Source organism: Deinococcus aetherius (assembly GCF_025997855.1).
Taxonomy (GTDB): domain Bacteria; phylum Deinococcota; class Deinococci; order Deinococcales; family Deinococcaceae; genus Deinococcus; species Deinococcus aetherius.
Genome location: NZ_AP026560.1, coordinates 2,090,115 through 2,107,073, shown reverse-complemented (window position 1 = coordinate 2,107,073; position 16,959 = coordinate 2,090,115). Strand labels below are relative to the sequence as shown.

Genomic DNA, 16,959 nt, shown 5'->3' with positions numbered 1-16,959 from the left:
GGCATGAACCTGGAACGGGTGCCGCCCGCCTTCTTCAGCCTGCCCGCCGTGAGTGCGGCGCTGAAGATGAACGTCCGGGACGTGACGGAGCTGAACCTGAGCCGCACGGCCCTCGGCTTTCAGGGGAGCGCCCAGGTCCGGGACAAGGGGCGGCTCTACCGCTCGACCTTCACCCTCAACCCGGCGGGCATCTTCACGGGGGGTGAGTGCGGGTGCGGGAGGAAGGGCTGCCCGCACCTCGCCCGCGCCCTGCTCAGCCCAGCCCTGGAACGCGAGTTGGAGCGGGTGGGGGGGACGGCGGCCCCGCCCCCGGAACAGGCTCCCGCCCCGCCGGACCTCCCCGACGAGGAGGTCCCCGCCGTCCCCCTCGCCAGCCCGCTGCGGCAGTGGTTGACGGCGGCCTCCGAGTTGACGGGGGAGGGGCCGGGCGAGCGGAGCCCCCTCACCCTCAGGTACGACCTCAGCGTCACCCTGCGGCCCCGCACGGCGCGCGAGACGCTGACCCTGAAGGTGCGGCGGGCGACCCGCGAACTCGAACGGAGGGCCCTGCACGCCCTCTCCGTCTTCCCCCTCCCGCACGCCCTGCGCTGGAACCGGGGTGAGGGGGACGGCCTGCCCCGCTTCGCCGCCCCCGACCGCGACGTGCTCACCGTCCTCGCCCTGGGCGGCGAGAGCGGCGTCGTGGGCGGGGACGAGGCGTGGTACCTGGGCGACCACCCGCTCACCGACACCCTGCTCGCTCGCCTGTTGGACACGGGCCGCCTGTACTGGAACGGGGCGGCGAGGCCCCTTGCCCCCGGCCCGGAGCGGCCCACCGTCCTCGGCTGGCAGATGGACGCGGGTGGGGTGCAGCGGCCCACGCTGAGCCTTCCGCCCGGCGTGCGTGTGCTGCCCGTCTCGCCGCGCTGGTACGTGGACGAACGGGCGACGGAACTGGGCCGGGTCACCTCCGCCCTGCCCGCCGCCCTGGAAAACGCCTTCCTGCACGTCCCGCCCGTGCCGCCCGCGCAGGCCGCTAGTTTTGCGGGGGCCCTGCGGGAGAGCTTCCCGGCGCTGGGGGACGCCCTGCCCTTACCCCAGCCCGTCCAGGTGCGGCGCGTGCCCGCCGAGTACCAGCCGCTCCTGACCCTGCGCGAGGAGCGGGTGACCGTGAGCCGCCGCAAGGGCTGGCGCACCCAGACGGAGGAGCGGGCCCTCGGCGTCGCCCATCTCACCCACCTCTACGACGGCGAGCCCCTGCCGGTCGAGCGGCAGAACTACGTGGACGGGGTGCTCTACCTGCGCGGGCGCGATCCCGCCGCCGAGAAGCGCAGCGCGGGGCAACTCACCCGCACGGGCCTGAAGCGCCTCCAGAGCCTCCAGCCGCGCGGCGACCATGTGGAGCACCCCGAGGCCGCCAGCCTCTACGCCTTCGCGGGCGAGGCCGACTGGCAACGCTTCCTGACCGCCGAGGTCCCGAAGCTGGAGGCCAGGGGTTTTCGGGTGGAGGTCGCCCCAGACTTCCCCTACCGCTACGTCGAGGTCGAGGACTGGTACGGCGAGGCCGGAGACGAGGGCGGCTGGTTCACCCTCGAACTCGGGGTGATCGTGGACGGGGAGCGCCTGAGCCTCATCCCCATCCTGGTCTCCCTAATCGCCGAACGCCCGGAACTGTTCACGCCCGAAGCTCTCGCCGCCCTGAAAGACGACGACGTGATCGCGGCCCGCCTCCCCGACGGACGCCGCCTCGCGCTCCCTGCCGGACGGGTGCGGGCGATCCTCAGCGTGCTCGTCGAACTCCATCTGCGTGAGCTGCCCGAGGGACCGCTGAAACTGCCCCTCCTCGACGCGGCCCGCCTTGCCGCCTTGGACGAGGCCTTGAATGCCCGCTGGCTGGGGGCCGACCGCCTGCTCGACCTCGGCCGCCGCCTGCGCTCCTTCCGGGGAGTGGCCGACGTTGAACCGCCCGAGGGGCTGAACGCCGAACTGCGCACCTACCAGCGCCAGGGCCTCTCCTGGCTGCAATTCCTGCGCGAGTACGACCTGGGGGGGATTCTGGCGGACGACATGGGGCTGGGGAAGACGCTCCAGACCCTCGCCCACCTTCAGACCGAGAAGGTCGCGGGACGCGCCGACCGCCCCAGCCTCGTGATCGCACCCACCAGCGTCCTCGGCAACTGGCGCGCGGAAGCGGCCCGCTTCACGCCGGGGCTGAGGGTGCTCACCCTGCACGGCCCGCACCGCAAGGAGGACTTCGGGCGCGTCCCCGACCACGACCTCGTGCTCAGCACCTACCCCCTGCTGCCGCGCGACATCGACTCGCTCCGGGAACACGACTTCCACCTCCTCGTTCTCGACGAGGCGCAGAACATCAAGAATCCCAGGAGCGCCGCCGCGAAGGCCGCCGGAGCCCTCAAAGCCCGCCACCGCCTCGCCCTCACCGGCACGCCCCTCGAAAATCACCTCGGCGAGCTGTGGTCACAGTTCAACTTCCTGACGCCGGGCCTGCTGTACGACGAGAAGACCTTCCGCGAGCTGTACCGCACACCCATCGAGAAGCAGGGGGACCGGGCGCGGCAGGTCGCCCTCGCCGCCCGGGTGAGGCCCTTCATCCTGCGGCGCGAGAAGCGGGATGTGGCCTCCGAACTCCCGCCCAAGACCGAGATCCCCGTGCGCGTCACCCTCGACGGCGACCAGCGCGACCTGTACGAGACGGTGCGGGTGACCATGCTCGAACGGGTGCGGGAAGAACTCGACGCCCGGGGCCTGGCCCGCTCCACCGTCGCCATCCTCGACGCCCTGCTCAAGCTGCGGCAGGCCGCCACCGATCCCCGCCTCGTAAGGCTGGACGCCGCCCGCAAGGTGAGGGGCAGCGCCAAGCTCGACTGGCTGACGGGAAACCTCCCGCAGATGGTCGAGGAGGGCCGCCGCGTCCTGATCTTCTCCCAGTTCGCCACCCTGCTCGGCCTGCTGGAGGACACCCTCGCCGACCTGGGCATCGGGTACGCCAAGCTGACCGGGCAGACGAAGAACCGGGCGGCGCAGATCGAACGCTTCCAGCGCGGCGAGGTGCCCGTCTTCCTGATCAGCCTGAAGGCGGGGGGCGTGGGCCTGAACCTCACCGCCGCCGACACCGTGGTCCACCTCGACCCGTGGTGGAACCCCGCCGCCGAGAATCAGGCCACCGACCGCGCCTACCGCATCGGGCAGGACAAACCTGTCTTCGTGTACAAGCTGATCGCGGCGGGCAGCGTGGAGGAGCGGATTCTCGACCTCCAGCAGAGGAAGGCCGCTCTCGCCCAGGGGGTGCTCGACGGCGGGCTGACAAGCGCGACCCAACTGACGACGGGCGACCTGGAGCGGCTGTTCGCGCCACTGGAGGAGGAAGCCGAGCCGGTCGGCCGAGGCGGGTGAGGGTTCGGTCAGAGGGGCTGAGTCATGCTGCGCGCGTGCGCTTCCTGCTTCCCCTCCTCCTTGCCTCCCTGTTTGGCGGCGCCCAGGCGGCCTCGACCTCCGCCCCACCCACCCCGGCAGGCTACGTCCTCTCCGGGATGCCGCTCGTCCACCAGACCTACAACGCCTGTGGCCCGGCGAGCATCACGCAGGTGCTGGGGTACTTCGGCATCAACGTCTCCCTCGCGGACGTGAGCCGCCTGACCCGTCCCACCGAGCGGTCCTACATGACGGCCCAGGCCATCGTGGACTTCGCGCCGAAGGTGGGGCTGGAGGCCCGGCTGTACCGGGGCGGCTCGCTCCAGACCGTGCGCGCGGCGGTTCGCGCCCGGTTGCCCCTCATCGCCCTGCAATCGCACGTCACCGCCACGGCGGTCATCCCCCACTGGCGGGTGGTGACCGGGTACGACGACGCCCGCGAGCAGGTCTACCTGATGGACCCCCTGCTGGGCTACGTCCTGATGAGTTACGCCGACTTCAACCGCGTCTGGGCCGACCACCGGGGGGAGTTCGCGGTGATGTACCCGCCGGGGTGGAGGGAGACGGTGCGGAAGGTGATCGGGTAGGCGGATTACCCCTGGGCGTTTCGAGTCGTCAGGGCCAGGAGCCGGTCTGCGACCTCTGCCACCGTCAGCGCCGACGTGTCCAACTCCAGGGTCGCCCGGTGCCGGAGCAGCGGTTCGACGAAACGGACGTGCTGGAGGATGCGGTCACGTTCCTCTGCGCTTTTACCGTAAGGGTTGTTCGTGCGGCCCTTGATGCGCTCCAGCATGACTTCGGGCAGGGCGCTCAGCAGGACGACGTGATCGAAGCGGTCGTAGAACTTTCCCTGGTTGGTCTTGCAGCCCGAGACGAAGAGGGGCGCCTCCCGGGGCTCGGAGAGGAGGTGCCACATCCTGTCCTCCCTCCACACCCAATCGGGCTCGGACGTTTCGCTGCCGACCTCATGCCCGACCGTCCACTCGCACCATTCGTCCGAGTCTGTGTCGATGGCAGTAAATCCGCGACGTGACAGCTCCTCGATCACGGAGGTCTTCCCCGTGCCGGACATCCCTGTGATCAGGATTCGCTTCACCCGGAGACTCCTCATCGCCCGTTCTCGTAGGCCCGTGCCGGAACAAACAGCTCGTGCCCCGTCCAGAAGGAGAATCGGACCCCGGCGGGCGTCCAGTTCACCCGGCTTTCCTGCCATTTCGGGCCGTCTTCCCCATACAGGTCGGGAAGCTCGGGCAGGCTGACGAAATGGCCGTAGCTCGGTGTCTGCGCGTCGCGCCCCAGGTACAGCCGCCAGCGGTGGAGGGAGCCCAGGAGCGCGGTGGGGCTCGGGCCGTCGTCCACGATCAGGGCGTGGTAGACATCACCCGGAGCGTCCCAGCGGGCCACGACGCGGTTTTTCGGTGCGAGCAGCACGGCGAGGAGGACGCAGGCGACGAGCAGCCCGGCCAGAAAACCCAGCCCCACCGCGAGCAGACCCCCGCCCCGGCGTCTCATTCCACGAACCGCCCCCCCTCCTGCACGGCTTCCCCGTCCAGGCTCAGCCGCCCGCCCGTCCGCAGGTCGGTGATGAGGTCCCAGTGGATCGCGCTTTTGTTCGTGCCGCCCGTCTCGGGGTAGGCGCGGCCCAGGGCGAGGTGGACGGTGCCGCCGATCTTCTCGTCGAAGAGGATGTTGCCGGTGGGCGTCTGGATGCCGTCGTTCGTGCCGATGCCGAGTTCCCCCAGCCGCCGCGCCCCGGGGTCGGTGGCGAGGGCCGCCCGCAGCACGTCCTCGCCCTCCTCCGCGCTCGCCTCCACGACCTCGCCCGCGCGGAAGACGAGCCGGGCCCCGCGCACCATCCGCCCGCCGTAGCCTGCTGGAATGGTGAAGGTGACCACGCCCTCCGCGCTGTCCTCAATCGGCCCGGTGAAGACCTCGCCGCTGGGCATGTTGCGCTTGCCGTCGCTGTTGGCCCAGGTCCGGCTTTCCACGCGCAGCGTGAGGTCGGTGCCCGGCGCCTCGATCCGCACCCGGTCGGCGCGGGTCAGCCGCTCGATCAGGCGGGCCTGCCGCTCGCGCACCTCGCCCCAGGCGGCCACCGGGTCGGGGCGGTCGAGGAACATCGCGCGCATGACGAAAGCGCCGAACTCCTCCCCGGTCATCCCCGCCTGGGAGGCGGCATGGGCGGTGGGGTAGAGGGTGAGGCTCCACTTCTTCCTCGCCCGGGCGGCAGCGATGGGGGCGCGGGCGGCGATCAGGCGGGCGAGCCCGGCGGCGTTCCCGTCGCTGCCCGGCTCCGGCGTCAGAATCCGCAGGCTGCCGTCGAGCGCCTCCACGTCCGCGAGGTCTGCCGGATGGATGTCGTCCAACACGTCATCCGGGGCGAAGGCCGCCAAGTCGTCGTCCTGGCCAGGGTAGTCGAGACGCACCACGGGCCGGGCACCGCGTCTCAGAACGGCCCGCGTCACCTCCCGCACGAGGGGGACGGCCTCGGTGCCCCCCGCGACGAGGAGCCGTTCGCCCGGGGCTGCCGTGAGGCAGTAGTCGGCGAGCAGGGCGGCGTGACGCTCGGGGTCGTACTGGAGGAGAGAACCCGCATCAGAGGTCTGCACGCGCCCGAGCGTACCACCGAGGCCGCCCGTTATCCTGGCCCGGACATGACGGCCGCGCCCAACTCCACAGAGCACAGCCCCCAGAAGCCCAGCCCCCCGAGGCTCGACCCGCTGAACACCGCCACCCTGACCATCACCTGCCCGGACCGGGGGGGAATCGTGGCCGCCGTCTCGCAGTTCCTGCACAACCACGGGGCGAATATCATCCACAGTGACCAGCACTCCACCGACCCCGCAGGCGGGATCTTCTTCATGCGGATGGAGTTCCATCTCGACGGCCTCGACCTCGCCCGTGGCCCCTTCGAGCGGGCCTTTTCCAGCGTCGTCGCCGAGCCCTTCGGGATGGACTGGCGCCTGAGCTACACCACCCAGCCCAAGCGCATGGCGATCCTGGTGAGCAAGTACGACCACTGCTTCCTCGACCTGCTGTGGCGCAAGCGGCGGGGGGAACTCAACGTCGACCTGCCCCTCGTCCTCTCCAACCACGAGGACCTGCGCCGGGACGCAGAGATGTTCGGCATCCCCTTCCACGTCGTGCCCGTGACGAAGGAGAACAAGGCGGAGGCGGAGGCCGAGCAGGTGCGACTCCTAAGGGAGGCCGACGTCGACTTCGCCGTCCTCGCCCGCTACATGCAGATTCTCTCGGGCGACTTCCTGAGCGGGTTCGGGCGCCCCGTCATCAACATCCACCATTCCTTCCTGCCCGCCTTTATCGGCGCCAACCCCTACCGCGCGGCCTTCAACCGGGGCGTCAAGCTGATCGGCGCGACGAGCCACTACGTCACCGAAGAACTCGACGCCGGGCCGATCATCGCCCAGGACGTGGTTCCCGTGACCCACCGCGAGACGCCCGACACCCTGATGCGCCTGGGCCGCGACGTGGAGCGCCAGGTCCTCGCCCGGGCGGTGAAGGCCCATGTCGAGGACCGGGTGCTGGTGTACGGGAACAAGACGGTGGTGTTCTGAAGCGGTTGACGCGGGAAGCACGGTCAGCCTGAGGGAGGCCAGGGGGCTCCTCTTCGTAACAGAGCTCTTTCGCCAAGCCTGACAGGACAAGCTTCTTGATGCTCTGACGGGCGTTACTTCAGGCTCTTCATCGCCTCGTCGAGCTGAGCGGCGTACTTGGGATACAGCGCCTTGGTCACGTTGGCGGTGACGAGGAGCGTCCTGTCCCCCTCCCGGGAGGCGCGCAGGTGATTGTAGATCGGCTGATCCAGGCCGTTCACCCAGAAGCGCAGCACGATCCAGTCCCGGTTCCCGACTCGTTCGATCCCGTGCCCCACCCAGCGCAGGCCTGGCGTCCCCTGCACCGACCGTTCCAGCGCAGCCCGCACGGGGGCCAGGTCGCCGGGCGGCAACTCGACGTTCCGCACGGCGAAGGCGATGTTGACCGCCCAGCTCGGGCCGGGGGTGGAGTAGACGTAGGCCGGGGGGGTGCCACCGCGCGAATACTTGAGGGCGATAACGTCCGGGGGCATGGGCACGAAGCCCGCTGGGAGGGCGAGGCTGACGCTCGTGCCGGGAACGGTGACGCGGGTATCTGTTGCCTGCGAGGCGAGGAGCAGGGCCAGGGCGCCGGGAAGCAACGGGTTCATGGCTGGACCTCGGGGAGGGGAGAGGCGGAATGAGGAGACGGCCCGTTCACTGTACGGGCAGAGTTCCCGGGCCGAGGCATTCCGGTCCAGACGGCCCCGGCCCGCCTCGGTTCGGCTAGTTCAACTCCCGCGCCTCCGTCGGCACGAAGCCCAGCAGCGCCTCCAGGCGGCCCTTGAGGGTCGGGGCCCCCAGCGCCTCCTCCCGCTGCTCGGGGGTGAGGGGGAGCAGGGCGGCGGCGAAGCTGGCGATCAGCAGGGGGGCCTCGGGGGCGTTGTCGAGGATCGCCTCGGCATTGTCGGGGTAGAGACGCACCACACCCGACAGCAGGTGCCGGGCGAGGGCGTCCACGGCAGACTCCTCCAGGGGACCGGGCTCCAGGGGCGCGAGGGCCACGTCGGCGCTGAGGTAGGTGTGAGACAGGTCGAAGTCCTGCACGGTGAAACGTTCGCCGCCCACGACCAGGATGCTGCTCGTGCCGTCCTCGTGGCGCTGGGCGCGGGTGACGTGCGCCAGCGTCCCCACCCGCGACACCCGCTGGTGGAAGGGAAGGGGCGAGGCCTCGCTCGACCAGCGGATGCGGACGATCCCGAAAGGCTCCCCGTTTTCCAGCACGCGGGCGAGCAACTCCCGGTAGCGGGGCTCGAACACGTACAGCGGCAGCACCTGTCCCGGAAACAGGACCAGGTTGGGAAGGGGAAAGAGGGGCACCTGCATCTCAGTTCCCATGCTGCGCCCATCCGGGAAAGCCGAACTAGGCGCGGATCACAGAAGCTCGACTACAAGCGCAAATTCCCGCCTCCTCGACCATCAACCCCGGACGCGGGACCGGCGCTCAACTTTCTGAGCGGTCCTCCGAGTCGGCGGTGGTCACGGCGCGCGGTCGGCGTTTGACCCGCTTCGGGGCGGGAGGTGGGGGCGCCCCCCACTCCGCCAGTTGCTCCATTGTGACCCCCAGCGCCAGGAGGTGGGCGCTGTCCTGCGGGGTCAGCCCCGCCGTGGGCAGGAGGTCGGGCCGCCTTGAGAGCGTCCGCGCCAGGGCCTGCCCCCGCCGCCAGGCGGCCACCGCGCCGTGGTGGCCGCCCTTCAGGACCTCCGGCACGCCCTGCCCGCTCCACTCGGGGGGCCGGGTGTATTCCGGGTAGTCCAGCAGCCCGCTCGAAAAGGAGTCGGCCCGGTGCGAGTCCTCGTCGCCCAGCACTCCGGGCCGCAGCCGCGCGACCGCCTCCAGCACACAGGCGGCCGCCGCCTCGCCCCCCATGGTCACGAAGTCGCCGATGCTCAGCTCGCGCGTGACGAGCCCCTCCACCCGCGCGTCGAAGCCCTCGTAGCGCCCGCACAGGAAGGCGAGGTGCGTCCTGGTCGAGAGTTCCTCCGCCGTCCGCTGGGTGAACCGCTCCCCGGCGGGCGTGAAGAGGATCACCTCGTCGGCGGGGGGGAGGCTGCTCAAAGCCCGCTCCGCCACGTCCACCCGGATCACCATGCCCGCGCCGCCGCCGTAGGGCGTGTCGTCCACCTTCGCGTGCCTGTTCCCCGCGAAGTCGCGCATGTTCACGAGGTTCACGTGGATCAGCCCCCGCGCCGCCGCCTTGCCCAGAATCGCCTCCGAGGCGAAGGGCGCGAGCAGTTCGGGAAAGAGGGTGAGGAAGGAGAAGGTCAGCATGGGAGGGAATGGAGGCTCAGCGTGCCTCCTCCGCCCCCTCCCCCAGCAGTCCCCCCGGCGCGTCCTCAGTGAGGGCGATGGCGGCGGGCCTGCCCGTCTCCCCCGATTGCACGACCACGTACGGCGCCTGCAAGGGCACGAAGTCCTCCCCCCGTTCGTGCGTGACGACGAGGAGGTCCTGGTGCCCGCCGTCCGTCACGTCCCGCACCTCGCCCAGCCGCGCGCCGTCCGCCCCCAGCACCGGGAGGCCGCGCAACTCGTGGTAGTAGTAGCTCCCCTCCTCCAACTCGGGCAGGTCGCTGTCGGCGGCGAAGACGTTGAGGTCCCGCAGCGCCTCCGCCCCCTCGCGCGTGGTGACTCCGGCGAGGTGCAGGGCCACGCCGGGCGGGACGGACTCGGCCCGGCGCACCCGCAACCAGCCCCGGCCCTCCACCCACACACGGGGCAGGTCCAGAAGTTGCGCGGGGTCGCCCAGCACGTATACCTTGACCCCGCCCTGAACGCCGTGCGGGCCCAGGAAGTACCCCAGGCGGGTGGTGTCTTCCGGCGCGGTCACGACTTGCGCGGCGCGTCGAGGTCCACGTTCACGCGCTCGCGGGGGTCACTCGCCGCGCGCACGAGGGTACGGATGGCCTGGATCACGCGCCCCTGCCGCCCGATCAGCCGCCCCTCCTCGCCGGGCCCGACGCGCACGATCACGGTCGGCCCGCGCTTGGAGGCGCGCACCAGCGAGGGCTGGTCCACCACGCTCTGCGCCAGAAAGAGCGTCAGTTCCACGGGGTCGGTCTTCATGGGGCGCATTGTAGAGGGTGAGTGGTGCGTGGTTAGTGGTGAGTGGGGGCCGGAAGCCAGAGCTTCAGGCTCCCGCCTCGCTTTCCCCACTGACCACGTACCACTTCCCACTCACCAAAAAAGAGGCCCCCGCAGGAGCCCCTTTCTCGTTTGTGTGGTCGCCTCAGCCGAGCTTGACGCCCTGCGACTTGAGCAGGCGGCGGGCGGTGTCGGTGGGCTGGGCGCCCTGGGCGAGCCAGTAGGCGGCGCGCTCGGCGTCGATCTTCAGGTAGGTCTCGGTCCTCTTGCGGGGGTCGTAGTGACCCAGGCTCTCGATGTAGCCACCGTCGCGAGGACGGCGGGAGTCCGCGACCACGATGCGGTAGTGGGGGTTGTGGGTAGAGCCGAAACGGGACAGGCGAATCTTGACCATGTTGGGAAGTACCTCTGGAGGCCAGGCCTCGGGTTGGGGTGGTGAGGGTGGTCTCCCGCCTAGGTCGCGGGGATCATGCGCCCGCAGCAGCCAACCGGAAGCGCACCGAAGGAGAGTATCAGAGAAGAGGGGGGAGGGGCAAGGGGGTATGGTGGCCGGGTGTTTGAAGTCGAGACCATTCGCTTCGCGTCGGGCCGTAGGCTTGAGAACCTCAACCTCAAGAATGCAAAGGAAGTCCTTGAGGCCATCCAACCAGTGGGTGACCTGCCTGTCTTTTACACTGTCGAGCATGTAAAAGGCCGTGTAAGTCTCGGCTGCTTTAAGGTTTGGTTCAGCGGTAGTCGAGCTTTGGTGAGACTCCATGAGCATGGGGAGCATTACGTGACCGACCCTGCCCTCCTAACCGTGCAAGCCGATGAGGTTGTTTTCGATGACGATACAGAGGTTTTTACCCGGAGGTGGAGTGAAACGGTAACGCGCGGACAAGCGCAAGCTGCCTTCAGCCATTGGCTGGCGACTGGTGGTCGGCTTGAAAGCCTTGCTTGGTCGTAGGTTTGAACGGAGGTAGATAGCTCTTGCGCTTTTCCCTCAAAACGGCGGCGCCACCGGCCTCCGGCTCCCCCCGCTCACGCTGTTGACCTGAAAGGCCATCCGCCCCGGCCCGAAGATGGGGCTGCCGCCCACCGAGCCGAGGGGGGTGCCGCGCGCGACCCGTTCGCCGACGCCGACCCGGGAGTCTTGCAGGCCGAAGTAGGCGGTGACGGTGGGGCCGTGGTCGAGCAGGACGACCCAGCCCAGGCTGGCGTAGTAGGTCGTGGCGATCACGTTGCCGTCGAGGGCGGCGACGGCGGGGGTGCCGTCGGGGGCACCGAGGACCACCCACTGCGCCCCGTTCGCCCCGTAGGGCTGGGTGACACTCCCCCCGGGGAGGGGAAAGCCGACCGGGCCACCGCTCAGGGGCAGGGGAGAAAGCTGCCGCTCGACCTGCGCCGCCTCCTGCTGCACCTGGCTCTGACGCTGGCTGAGGGCCGCCTGCTCGCTGCGGAGTTGCGCTTCCCGCTGGCGCTGGGCGGCGAGGGCGGCTTCGCGTGCCGCCTGCGCTCTTGCCTCGGCCTGCGCGCGGGCACGGGCTTCGGCCTCGGCCTGGGCGCGCTCCCGGGCGAGGCGGGCTTGCCGCTCCTGCTCGGCGCGGAGGCGGGCCAGGCGCAACGCCTCCTGCCGGGCGCGTTCCTGGGCCTCGCGGATGCGGCGCAACTCGGCCTCGCGGCGCTGTCGTTCTTCCTCCAGGCGGCGGCGGCGCTCGGCCTCCAGCCGGACACGTTCCCTCACCACGGCGCCCACCAGCCCGTCGATGGTCCGGGCGGTGAGCGCCTGCTCGGCCTGCGTCTGCGCGGCGAGGGTGCGCTGACTCCGCTCGCTGCGGCGCAGGGAGGCGAGCAGGGTTTGCTGCTCGGCGCGGCGGTCGCGCAACTCCTCCAGCCGGGCGAGGCGCTGGGTTTGCAGCCCCTGGAGGGTTGCCGCCTGCTGCCGTTCCTGCGCCTGCTGCGCCGTGAGCGTCTGCACCGCTCCCCGCAGCGTCTCGATCACCTCGACGTTGTGCTGCCCGGCGAGGTTGGCGTACCGCAGCCGGATCAGGAGGTCCGAGAGGTTGGCCGACTGCGAGAGAAGCTGGAGATACCGCCCGCTCCGTTCGCGGTAGAGGGCGCCCAGCAGTCCGCGCACGTCCCCCTGGAGGCGGACCACCCGCTTCTCGGTGAGGTCGCGCTGGGCCGTCGTGTCGGCGAGTTGCCGCTCGGCGAGGGCCACCCGCGCGGCCAGGGTCGCCGCCTGGTTCTCCAGGTCGGCAACGTTTCCCGCCAGCGCGTCGAGCCGGGCGAGGGTCTGCCGCTGCTGCGCCGTCAAGTTCTCGATGTTCGCGCGCAGGCGTTCGAGTTCCTGGCGCTGCCCGGTGCTGAGTTGCCGCTGCTGCCCCAACTCGCGCTGCAAGCTCTCCAGCCGCTCGCTCGTCGTCTGGGCGCCCGCCAGCAGGGCCGCCGAGAGGAGCGTGGGCAGGACCCAGCGGCGCCTCATTCGAGTTCCCGCAGGTAGCGGCGGGACGCGAAGAGGCTGCCGAAAAAGCCGATGACGACGCCCAGCCCCCCCACCGCCCCCAGGATGGGGAGCAGCGTGGGCAGGTCGCGCACGACGGGAAAGACGGGCGCGAACAGCCCCACCCGCTCGGCGAGTTCGAGGTACGTCGGCGTCAGCAGCGCCAGGGCGAGCGCCGACGCCGTGACCCCCAGGATCAGCCCCTCGATGACGTGCGGCATCCGGATGAAGCCGCGCGTCGCTCCGAGGAGCCGCATCACGCTGATCTCTTGCCGCCGGGCGTACATGGCGACCCGCACGGCGTTGAGGATGTTGAATAAGGTCCCGAGCAGCAGCAGCCCCACGAGCGCGTACCCCGCCCCGCGCACGGCGGTCAGGGTCCGCACCGTCTGGTCCACGTACCCGGCCCCGTACTCCACGTCCTCCACCCCGGCGAGGGTCTCGACCGCCCGGGCGACGGCGCGCGAGTCCTCCACCCGGGAGACTCGCATCCGCAGCGTGTCGGGGAAGGGGTTCCCGGCGAGTTCGGCAGCGTCGCGCGCGTACGGGTAGTCGCGCGTCATCTCGCCGAGCACCTGTTCACTCGTGACGAGGGTCGCTTCGCGCACCTGGGGCAGCGCCCTCACCTGGGTCAGGAGCCTTTGCCCGTCCGCCCCGTCCCGCAGGAAGGCCGCCACCTCCACCTGCGATTCGAGCTGCGCGAGGGTCCGGTTCACGTTCAGGGTGAGGAGCAGCACGAAGCCCAGCATCAGCAGCGTGAGGGTCATCGTCATCAGCGTGGCGAAGGTCGCCGTGAGGTTCCCGCGCATGGCGAGGAGGGCCTGGCGGAGGTGGTAGGTCACGCCCTGCCTCCACGGTGCGGTGCCCTCACAGCGCGTAGCCCCCGTAGGGATCGTCCCGCACCAGCTTCCCCTTGCGCAGGGTCAGCGTGCGGTGGCGGAAGGTCTCCACGAGTTCGCGGGCGTGTGTGGCGACGATGACGGTCGTTCCCCGCAGGTTGACGTTCTGGAGGACCTTGAGCACCTCGCGCCCGTTCTCGGGGTCGAGGTTGCCGGTGGGCTCGTCGGCCAGCAGCAGGGGCGGGTCGCTCACGATGGCGCGGGCGATGGCGACGCGCTGCTGCTCGCCCTGGGAGAGCTGGAGGGGGAGGGCGTGCTTCTTGTGCTCCAGGCCCACGGTCCGCAGGGCCGCGTTCACCCGGGCGGGCCACTCGCGTTGCGGTACGCCCGTGACCCGCAGGGTGAAGGCCACGTTGTCCTGGGTGTTCAGGTGTTCCAGCAGCAGGTTTTCCTGGAAGACGGTGCCGATACGGCGGCGCAGCAGGGCGGTGCGGCGGCCCCGGTAGCGGGTCAGCGGCTCGCCGACGACCCGGATTTCGCCCCGGGTGGGCAGGGCCCGCTTGAGCACCAGATTCATGAAGCTGCTCTTGCCCGCCCCCGAGTGGCCGACGAGGTACACGAACTCCCCCTTGCCCACCGACATGGTCAGGTCGTCGAGTGCGAGGGTGCGGGTCACCGGGTACTCCAGGGTCACGTTGCGGAACTCGATCATGCCCGCCTCGCTTGGGGGGCGGTCCGGGGGCAGAGCAGGGGGAACGGTCGCGTCATGCTCGCGGCCCAGGATAGCCCAGAGGGTTCAGGAAACCATGAAGAGTCCCTCATGACGGCGGCCCCCGGCAGGGGGAAGCGGGCTGGTGACAAGAGACTCAAACTTCCATCACCCGCCCGCCCTATCTTGTTCCGGTGAACCGCAAACGCATGACGCTCGTGGCCGGGGCGCTCGCCGCCACCGCCGCCGTGGGATACGCCCAGCTCGGCGGCTATACCGAATCGGAACTGACGAAGTCCAAGACGGGCCAGGCGCTCCTTCAGGTGCTGGGCGGCCTCGACCGCTTCTATCTCTACAAGGTGGACGACGAGAAGGTGCTGCGCGGCGCGATCAACGGGGCGCTCGGCAGCCTGGACGACGAGTTCACATACTACTCCGAGCCCGCTGACAACGCCATCGACGCCGAGAACCTCGCCGGGGAGTTCTACGGCATCGGGGTGACGCTGGTGGGCGCCAACCCCGACGGCACGGGCGGCAAGGTGGACAACGTCTTCAAGGGCGGGGCCGCCGCGAATGCCGGAGTGCAGATCGGCGACGTGTTCGTGAAGATCGGCGACACCGAGGTCCTGACGAGCAAGCTCAACGAGATCGTGCGCCTCGTGCGCGGCCAGCGGGGCACCACCGTGGGCGTGACCTTTGCTCGGAACGGCAAGCCGTACACCGTGAAGATGGAGCGCCAGCCCGTGACGGTGGTCAGCGTCGAGAAGACGGTGCTGCCGGGAAATATCGGCTATATCGCCCTGAACACCTTCTACAACGAGAAGGTGATCGAGCAGTTCAACGCGGCGGTCGCCGACATGAAGAAGCGGAACGTGCAAAAGCTCATCCTCGACCTGCGCGACAACGGCGGCGGGCTGCTGAACGCGGGCACCGACGTGGCCGACCAGTTCCTCCCGAAGGGCACCATCGTCAGCCTGCGCGACCGCAGCGGCCGCACCGAGGTCTATGACCCCGCCACCACGAGCGCCAGCGACTACACGGGCAAGCTCGTCGTCCTCGTGAACAAGAACAGCGCTTCGGCGAGTGAGGTCGTCGCGGGCGCCCTCCAGGACACCAAGCGCGCGAGCATCGTGGGTGAGCAGACCTTCGGCAAGGGCGTGGCGCAGCTTCCCTTCGAGACGGCGGACGGCGGCAAGGTCGCCATCGTGAACAGCGAGTGGCTGACGCCGGGGGGCCGCCAGATCCACAAGAAGGGCATCACGCCCGACGTGGTGGTGAAAGACACCCGTTACACCACGCCCCTGAACTTCAGCGGCAGCGGCCTGACGGCGGGCGCGAAGCTCACCGTGACGGTGGACGGCAAGCCCGTGACCGTGACCGCCGACAAGGACGGCAAGTTCACCTACACCGCCGAGGTCAAGCGCCCCACCCGCTCGACCACCCAGGGCGAGGCCGTGGTGGACACCCAGGGCGACGCGATCCTGAAGAAGGGGATCGAGCTGCTTCAGTAAGCGGTCAACTTTCAGCAGTCGGCAGGGCGCCTCCGCGACACAGAGGCGCCCTCTTCGTTCTGGGATCAGGTGGGGTCGGCGGAGGCCATCCGGGGCACGTCCGTCCGCCACAGCCACAGCCAGGCGGTGAGCCCGATCAGCCCCGCCGCGAGCAGGGCGGTCTGGGTTCCGTACCGCTGTCCCACCAGCCCGCCGATCAATGCGCCGAGCGGCACCACCCCTCCGGCGAAGAAGCGCACGCTGGCGTGCATCCGGCCCTGCAACTCACGCGGGGTGATCGCCTGGCGCAGGCTGACATGTCCCACCGAGAACACCACAGCCCCGAATCCGAAGAGCAGACGGGCCAGGATCAGGCCGGGAATGGCGAAGGGCCCGAACGCCCCCGACACCGGCACCAGCAGGAGTCCCACGCCCGCGACGAGCGCGGCCCCGAGGGCGGCACGCCCCAACCCCAGCCGGGCGGCGACCCACCCGGAGAGCAGGGCGCCCAGCAGGAATCCCACGTTGCCGCCCATGTACACCAGGCCGATCTGGGCCGGGGTCAACCCCAGATCACGGCTGAGGTGCAGGACCAGCAGGGCGTCCAGCAGGCCCTGGGCGAGATTGAGGGTGCTCGCACACAGCACCAGCGGACGGATGAGCGGGTGAGACCAGACGTACCCCAGGCCCTCCCGCAGCCCCGTCAGAAGCGGTCCCGAGGTCTGCCGGGGAGTCACGTGTTCGGCGGTGCGGAGACCACCCAGGAGGACGGCCGAGGCCACGAAGGTCAGGATGTTCAGCCATACCGCCGCGAGGCTGCCGACCACCCCGATCAGCAGCCCTCCCAGGCCGGGGCCGAGCACCTCCGCCCCCGAGCGCGAGGTTTCGAGTTTGCTGTTGGCGTCGGTCAGGGCCGCCCGGGGCACCACGTCGGGCAGGAGGGCCTGGTACGCGACGTTGAAAAAGACGCTCAGGGTTCCGACCACGAAGGCCACGGCGTACAGCAGTTCCAGGCGCAGGACCCCGGCGAGGGCGGCCAGTGGGATGAAGAGGAGGGCAGCGGCACGAAGGAGGTCGGCCCACACCAGGACGGGTCGCCTGGGACGGCGGTCGATCCAGACGCCCGCCACGAGGCTCAGCAGCAGCAGGGGCGCGGTCTCGAAGGCGACGAGCAGCCCCATCTGCGCGGGGGTCGCCCTCAGGGTGACGGCGGCGATGAGCGGGAGGGCGAGCAGGGCGACCTGCTGGCCCAGGACGGAGAGGGTCTCGGCGGCCCACAGGCGGTTGAAGGCGGGCACGCGGGTCGCGCGTGTCTCGGCGTAGTTCATGTGAACTCCGGTCACAGGCCAGTTC

General features: G+C 70.2%; 18 protein-coding genes. 5 read left to right on the top strand and 13 right to left on the bottom strand.

The window, feature by feature from the left end; all coding sequences use genetic code 11:
• Positions 1 to 3: 3 nt before the first annotated feature.
• Together DAETH_RS10560 and DAETH_RS10555 are read left to right on the top strand one after the other, a co-directional pair.
• Positions 4 to 3,393 (top strand): DEAD/DEAH box helicase, encoded by a 3,390-nt coding sequence (locus tag DAETH_RS10560; RefSeq protein ID WP_264774861.1) that lies wholly within the window; start codon positions 4 to 6, stop codon positions 3,391 to 3,393.
• Positions 3,394 to 3,428: 35 nt separating this feature from the next.
• Positions 3,429 to 3,998 (top strand): C39 family peptidase, encoded by a 570-nt coding sequence (locus DAETH_RS10555; RefSeq protein ID WP_264774860.1) that lies wholly within the window; start codon positions 3,429 to 3,431, stop codon positions 3,996 to 3,998.
• 5 nt (positions 3,999 to 4,003) lie between these two features.
• On the opposite strand, the gene DAETH_RS10550 is transcribed toward DAETH_RS10555, so the two are convergent.
• From DAETH_RS10550 to DAETH_RS10540, 3 genes are read right to left on the bottom strand one after another with little or no spacing between them, the layout of a single operon-like run.
• Positions 4,004 to 4,507 (bottom strand): AAA family ATPase, encoded by a 504-nt coding sequence (locus tag DAETH_RS10550; RefSeq protein ID WP_264774859.1) that lies wholly within the window; start codon positions 4,505 to 4,507, stop codon positions 4,004 to 4,006.
• Positions 4,508 to 4,518: 11 nt separating this feature from the next.
• The gene (locus DAETH_RS10545; RefSeq protein WP_264774858.1) at positions 4,519 to 4,923 is read right to left on the bottom strand and encodes a hypothetical protein; all 405 of its coding nucleotides are present in this window, start codon (positions 4,921 to 4,923) and stop codon (positions 4,519 to 4,521) included.
• Complete coding sequence (locus DAETH_RS10540; RefSeq protein WP_264774857.1) at positions 4,920 to 6,020, bottom strand: aminopeptidase; 1,101 nt, start codon at positions 6,018 to 6,020, stop codon at positions 4,920 to 4,922. The genes DAETH_RS10545 and DAETH_RS10540 overlap by 4 nt, the downstream gene beginning before the upstream one ends.
• Before the next feature lie 45 nt (positions 6,021 to 6,065).
• On the opposite strand from DAETH_RS10540, the gene purU reads away from it, so the two are divergent.
• The gene (purU, locus tag DAETH_RS10535) at positions 6,066 to 6,986 is read left to right on the top strand and encodes a formyltetrahydrofolate deformylase (RefSeq protein ID WP_264774856.1); all 921 of its coding nucleotides are present in this window, start codon (positions 6,066 to 6,068) and stop codon (positions 6,984 to 6,986) included.
• 113 nt (positions 6,987 to 7,099) lie between these two features.
• Here purU and DAETH_RS10530 read toward each other — a convergent pair whose 3' ends face one another.
• The 6 genes from DAETH_RS10530 to rpsP all read right to left on the bottom strand — a co-directional run bounded on the left by DAETH_RS10530 (position 7,100) and on the right by rpsP (position 10,480).
• Positions 7,100 to 7,615: a hypothetical protein gene (locus DAETH_RS10530; RefSeq protein WP_264774855.1), complete on the bottom strand. Its 516-nt coding sequence runs from the start codon at positions 7,613 to 7,615 to the stop codon at positions 7,100 to 7,102.
• Positions 7,616 to 7,730: 115 nt separating this feature from the next.
• Positions 7,731 to 8,342, bottom strand: coding sequence for an LON peptidase substrate-binding domain-containing protein (locus DAETH_RS10525; protein WP_264774854.1), 612 nt, complete (start codon positions 8,340 to 8,342; stop codon positions 7,731 to 7,733).
• Positions 8,343 to 8,448: 106 nt separating this feature from the next.
• A complete protein-coding gene (trmD, locus tag DAETH_RS10520) occupies positions 8,449 to 9,276 on the bottom strand; it encodes a tRNA (guanosine(37)-N1)-methyltransferase TrmD (RefSeq protein WP_264774853.1) in 828 nt (275 codons plus the stop codon).
• A 16-nt stretch (positions 9,277 to 9,292) separates the two neighbouring features.
• Complete coding sequence (gene rimM / locus DAETH_RS10515; RefSeq protein WP_264774852.1) at positions 9,293 to 9,832, bottom strand: ribosome maturation factor RimM; 540 nt, start codon at positions 9,830 to 9,832, stop codon at positions 9,293 to 9,295.
• Positions 9,829 to 10,068, bottom strand: coding sequence for a KH domain-containing protein (locus DAETH_RS10510; protein ID WP_216323202.1), 240 nt, complete (start codon positions 10,066 to 10,068; stop codon positions 9,829 to 9,831). The genes rimM and DAETH_RS10510 overlap by 4 nt, the downstream gene beginning before the upstream one ends.
• 163 nt (positions 10,069 to 10,231) lie before the next feature.
• On the bottom strand, positions 10,232 to 10,480 hold the full coding sequence (rpsP, locus tag DAETH_RS10505; protein WP_264774851.1) for a 30S ribosomal protein S16: 249 nt from the start codon (positions 10,478 to 10,480) through the stop codon (positions 10,232 to 10,234).
• 159 nt (positions 10,481 to 10,639) lie between these two features.
• Here rpsP and DAETH_RS10500 point away from each other — a divergent pair, with 159 nt between their 5' ends.
• Positions 10,640 to 11,032, top strand: coding sequence for a hypothetical protein (locus DAETH_RS10500; RefSeq protein ID WP_264774850.1), 393 nt, complete (start codon positions 10,640 to 10,642; stop codon positions 11,030 to 11,032).
• Between the two features lie 36 nt (positions 11,033 to 11,068).
• Here DAETH_RS10500 and DAETH_RS10495 read toward each other — a convergent pair whose 3' ends face one another.
• From DAETH_RS10495 to ftsE, 3 genes are read right to left on the bottom strand one after another with little or no spacing between them, the layout of a single operon-like run.
• The gene (locus DAETH_RS10495; protein ID WP_264774849.1) at positions 11,069 to 12,550 is read right to left on the bottom strand and encodes a murein hydrolase activator EnvC family protein; all 1,482 of its coding nucleotides are present in this window, start codon (positions 12,548 to 12,550) and stop codon (positions 11,069 to 11,071) included.
• Positions 12,547 to 13,410 (bottom strand): cell division protein FtsX, encoded by an 864-nt coding sequence (locus tag DAETH_RS10490; RefSeq protein WP_264774848.1) that lies wholly within the window; start codon positions 13,408 to 13,410, stop codon positions 12,547 to 12,549. Before DAETH_RS10490 ends, DAETH_RS10495 begins: the two co-directional genes overlap by 4 nt.
• Positions 13,411 to 13,435: 25 nt before the next feature.
• Positions 13,436 to 14,119, bottom strand: a complete 684-nt coding sequence (gene ftsE, locus DAETH_RS10485) for a cell division ATP-binding protein FtsE (RefSeq protein WP_264774847.1) — start codon at positions 14,117 to 14,119, stop codon at positions 13,436 to 13,438.
• Between the two features lie 191 nt (positions 14,120 to 14,310).
• Between ftsE and DAETH_RS10480 the strand changes: the two genes are divergently transcribed.
• Positions 14,311 to 15,627 carry a S41 family peptidase gene (locus tag DAETH_RS10480; RefSeq protein WP_264774846.1) on the top strand — a complete coding sequence of 439 codons (1,317 nt, stop codon included), beginning with the start codon at positions 14,311 to 14,313 and terminating at the stop codon, positions 15,625 to 15,627.
• Positions 15,628 to 15,692: 65 nt separating this feature from the next.
• Here the strand turns inward: DAETH_RS10480 and DAETH_RS10475 are convergent, their stop codons facing one another.
• Positions 15,693 to 16,934 (bottom strand): MFS transporter, encoded by a 1,242-nt coding sequence (locus tag DAETH_RS10475; RefSeq protein WP_264774845.1) that lies wholly within the window; start codon positions 16,932 to 16,934, stop codon positions 15,693 to 15,695.
• Positions 16,935 to 16,959: the final 25 nt, after the last annotated feature.

Excerpts from the sequence above, each read along its gene's own strand:
- DAETH_RS10560 (WP_264774861.1), top strand. The coding sequence starts at position 4 with ATGAACCTGGAACGGGTGCCGCCCGCCTTCTTCAGCCTGCCCGCCGTG.
- DAETH_RS10545 (WP_264774858.1), bottom strand. The coding sequence starts at position 4,923 with ATGAGACGCCGGGGCGGGGGTCTGCTCGCGGTGGGGCTGGGTTTTCTG.
- purU (WP_264774856.1), top strand. The coding sequence starts at position 6,066 with ATGACGGCCGCGCCCAACTCCACAGAGCACAGCCCCCAGAAGCCCAGC.
- DAETH_RS10530 (WP_264774855.1), bottom strand. The coding sequence starts at position 7,615 with ATGAACCCGTTGCTTCCCGGCGCCCTGGCCCTGCTCCTCGCCTCGCAG.
- DAETH_RS10525 (WP_264774854.1), bottom strand. The coding sequence starts at position 8,342 with ATGGGAACTGAGATGCAGGTGCCCCTCTTTCCCCTTCCCAACCTGGTC.
- trmD (WP_264774853.1), bottom strand. The coding sequence starts at position 9,276 with ATGCTGACCTTCTCCTTCCTCACCCTCTTTCCCGAACTGCTCGCGCCC.
- DAETH_RS10510 (WP_216323202.1), bottom strand. The coding sequence starts at position 10,068 with ATGAAGACCGACCCCGTGGAACTGACGCTCTTTCTGGCGCAGAGCGTG.
- rpsP (WP_264774851.1), bottom strand. The coding sequence starts at position 10,480 with ATGGTCAAGATTCGCCTGTCCCGTTTCGGCTCTACCCACAACCCCCAC.
- DAETH_RS10495 (WP_264774849.1), bottom strand. The coding sequence starts at position 12,550 with ATGAGGCGCCGCTGGGTCCTGCCCACGCTCCTCTCGGCGGCCCTGCTG.
- ftsE (WP_264774847.1), bottom strand. The coding sequence starts at position 14,119 with ATGATCGAGTTCCGCAACGTGACCCTGGAGTACCCGGTGACCCGCACC.
- DAETH_RS10475 (WP_264774845.1), bottom strand. The coding sequence starts at position 16,934 with ATGAACTACGCCGAGACACGCGCGACCCGCGTGCCCGCCTTCAACCGC.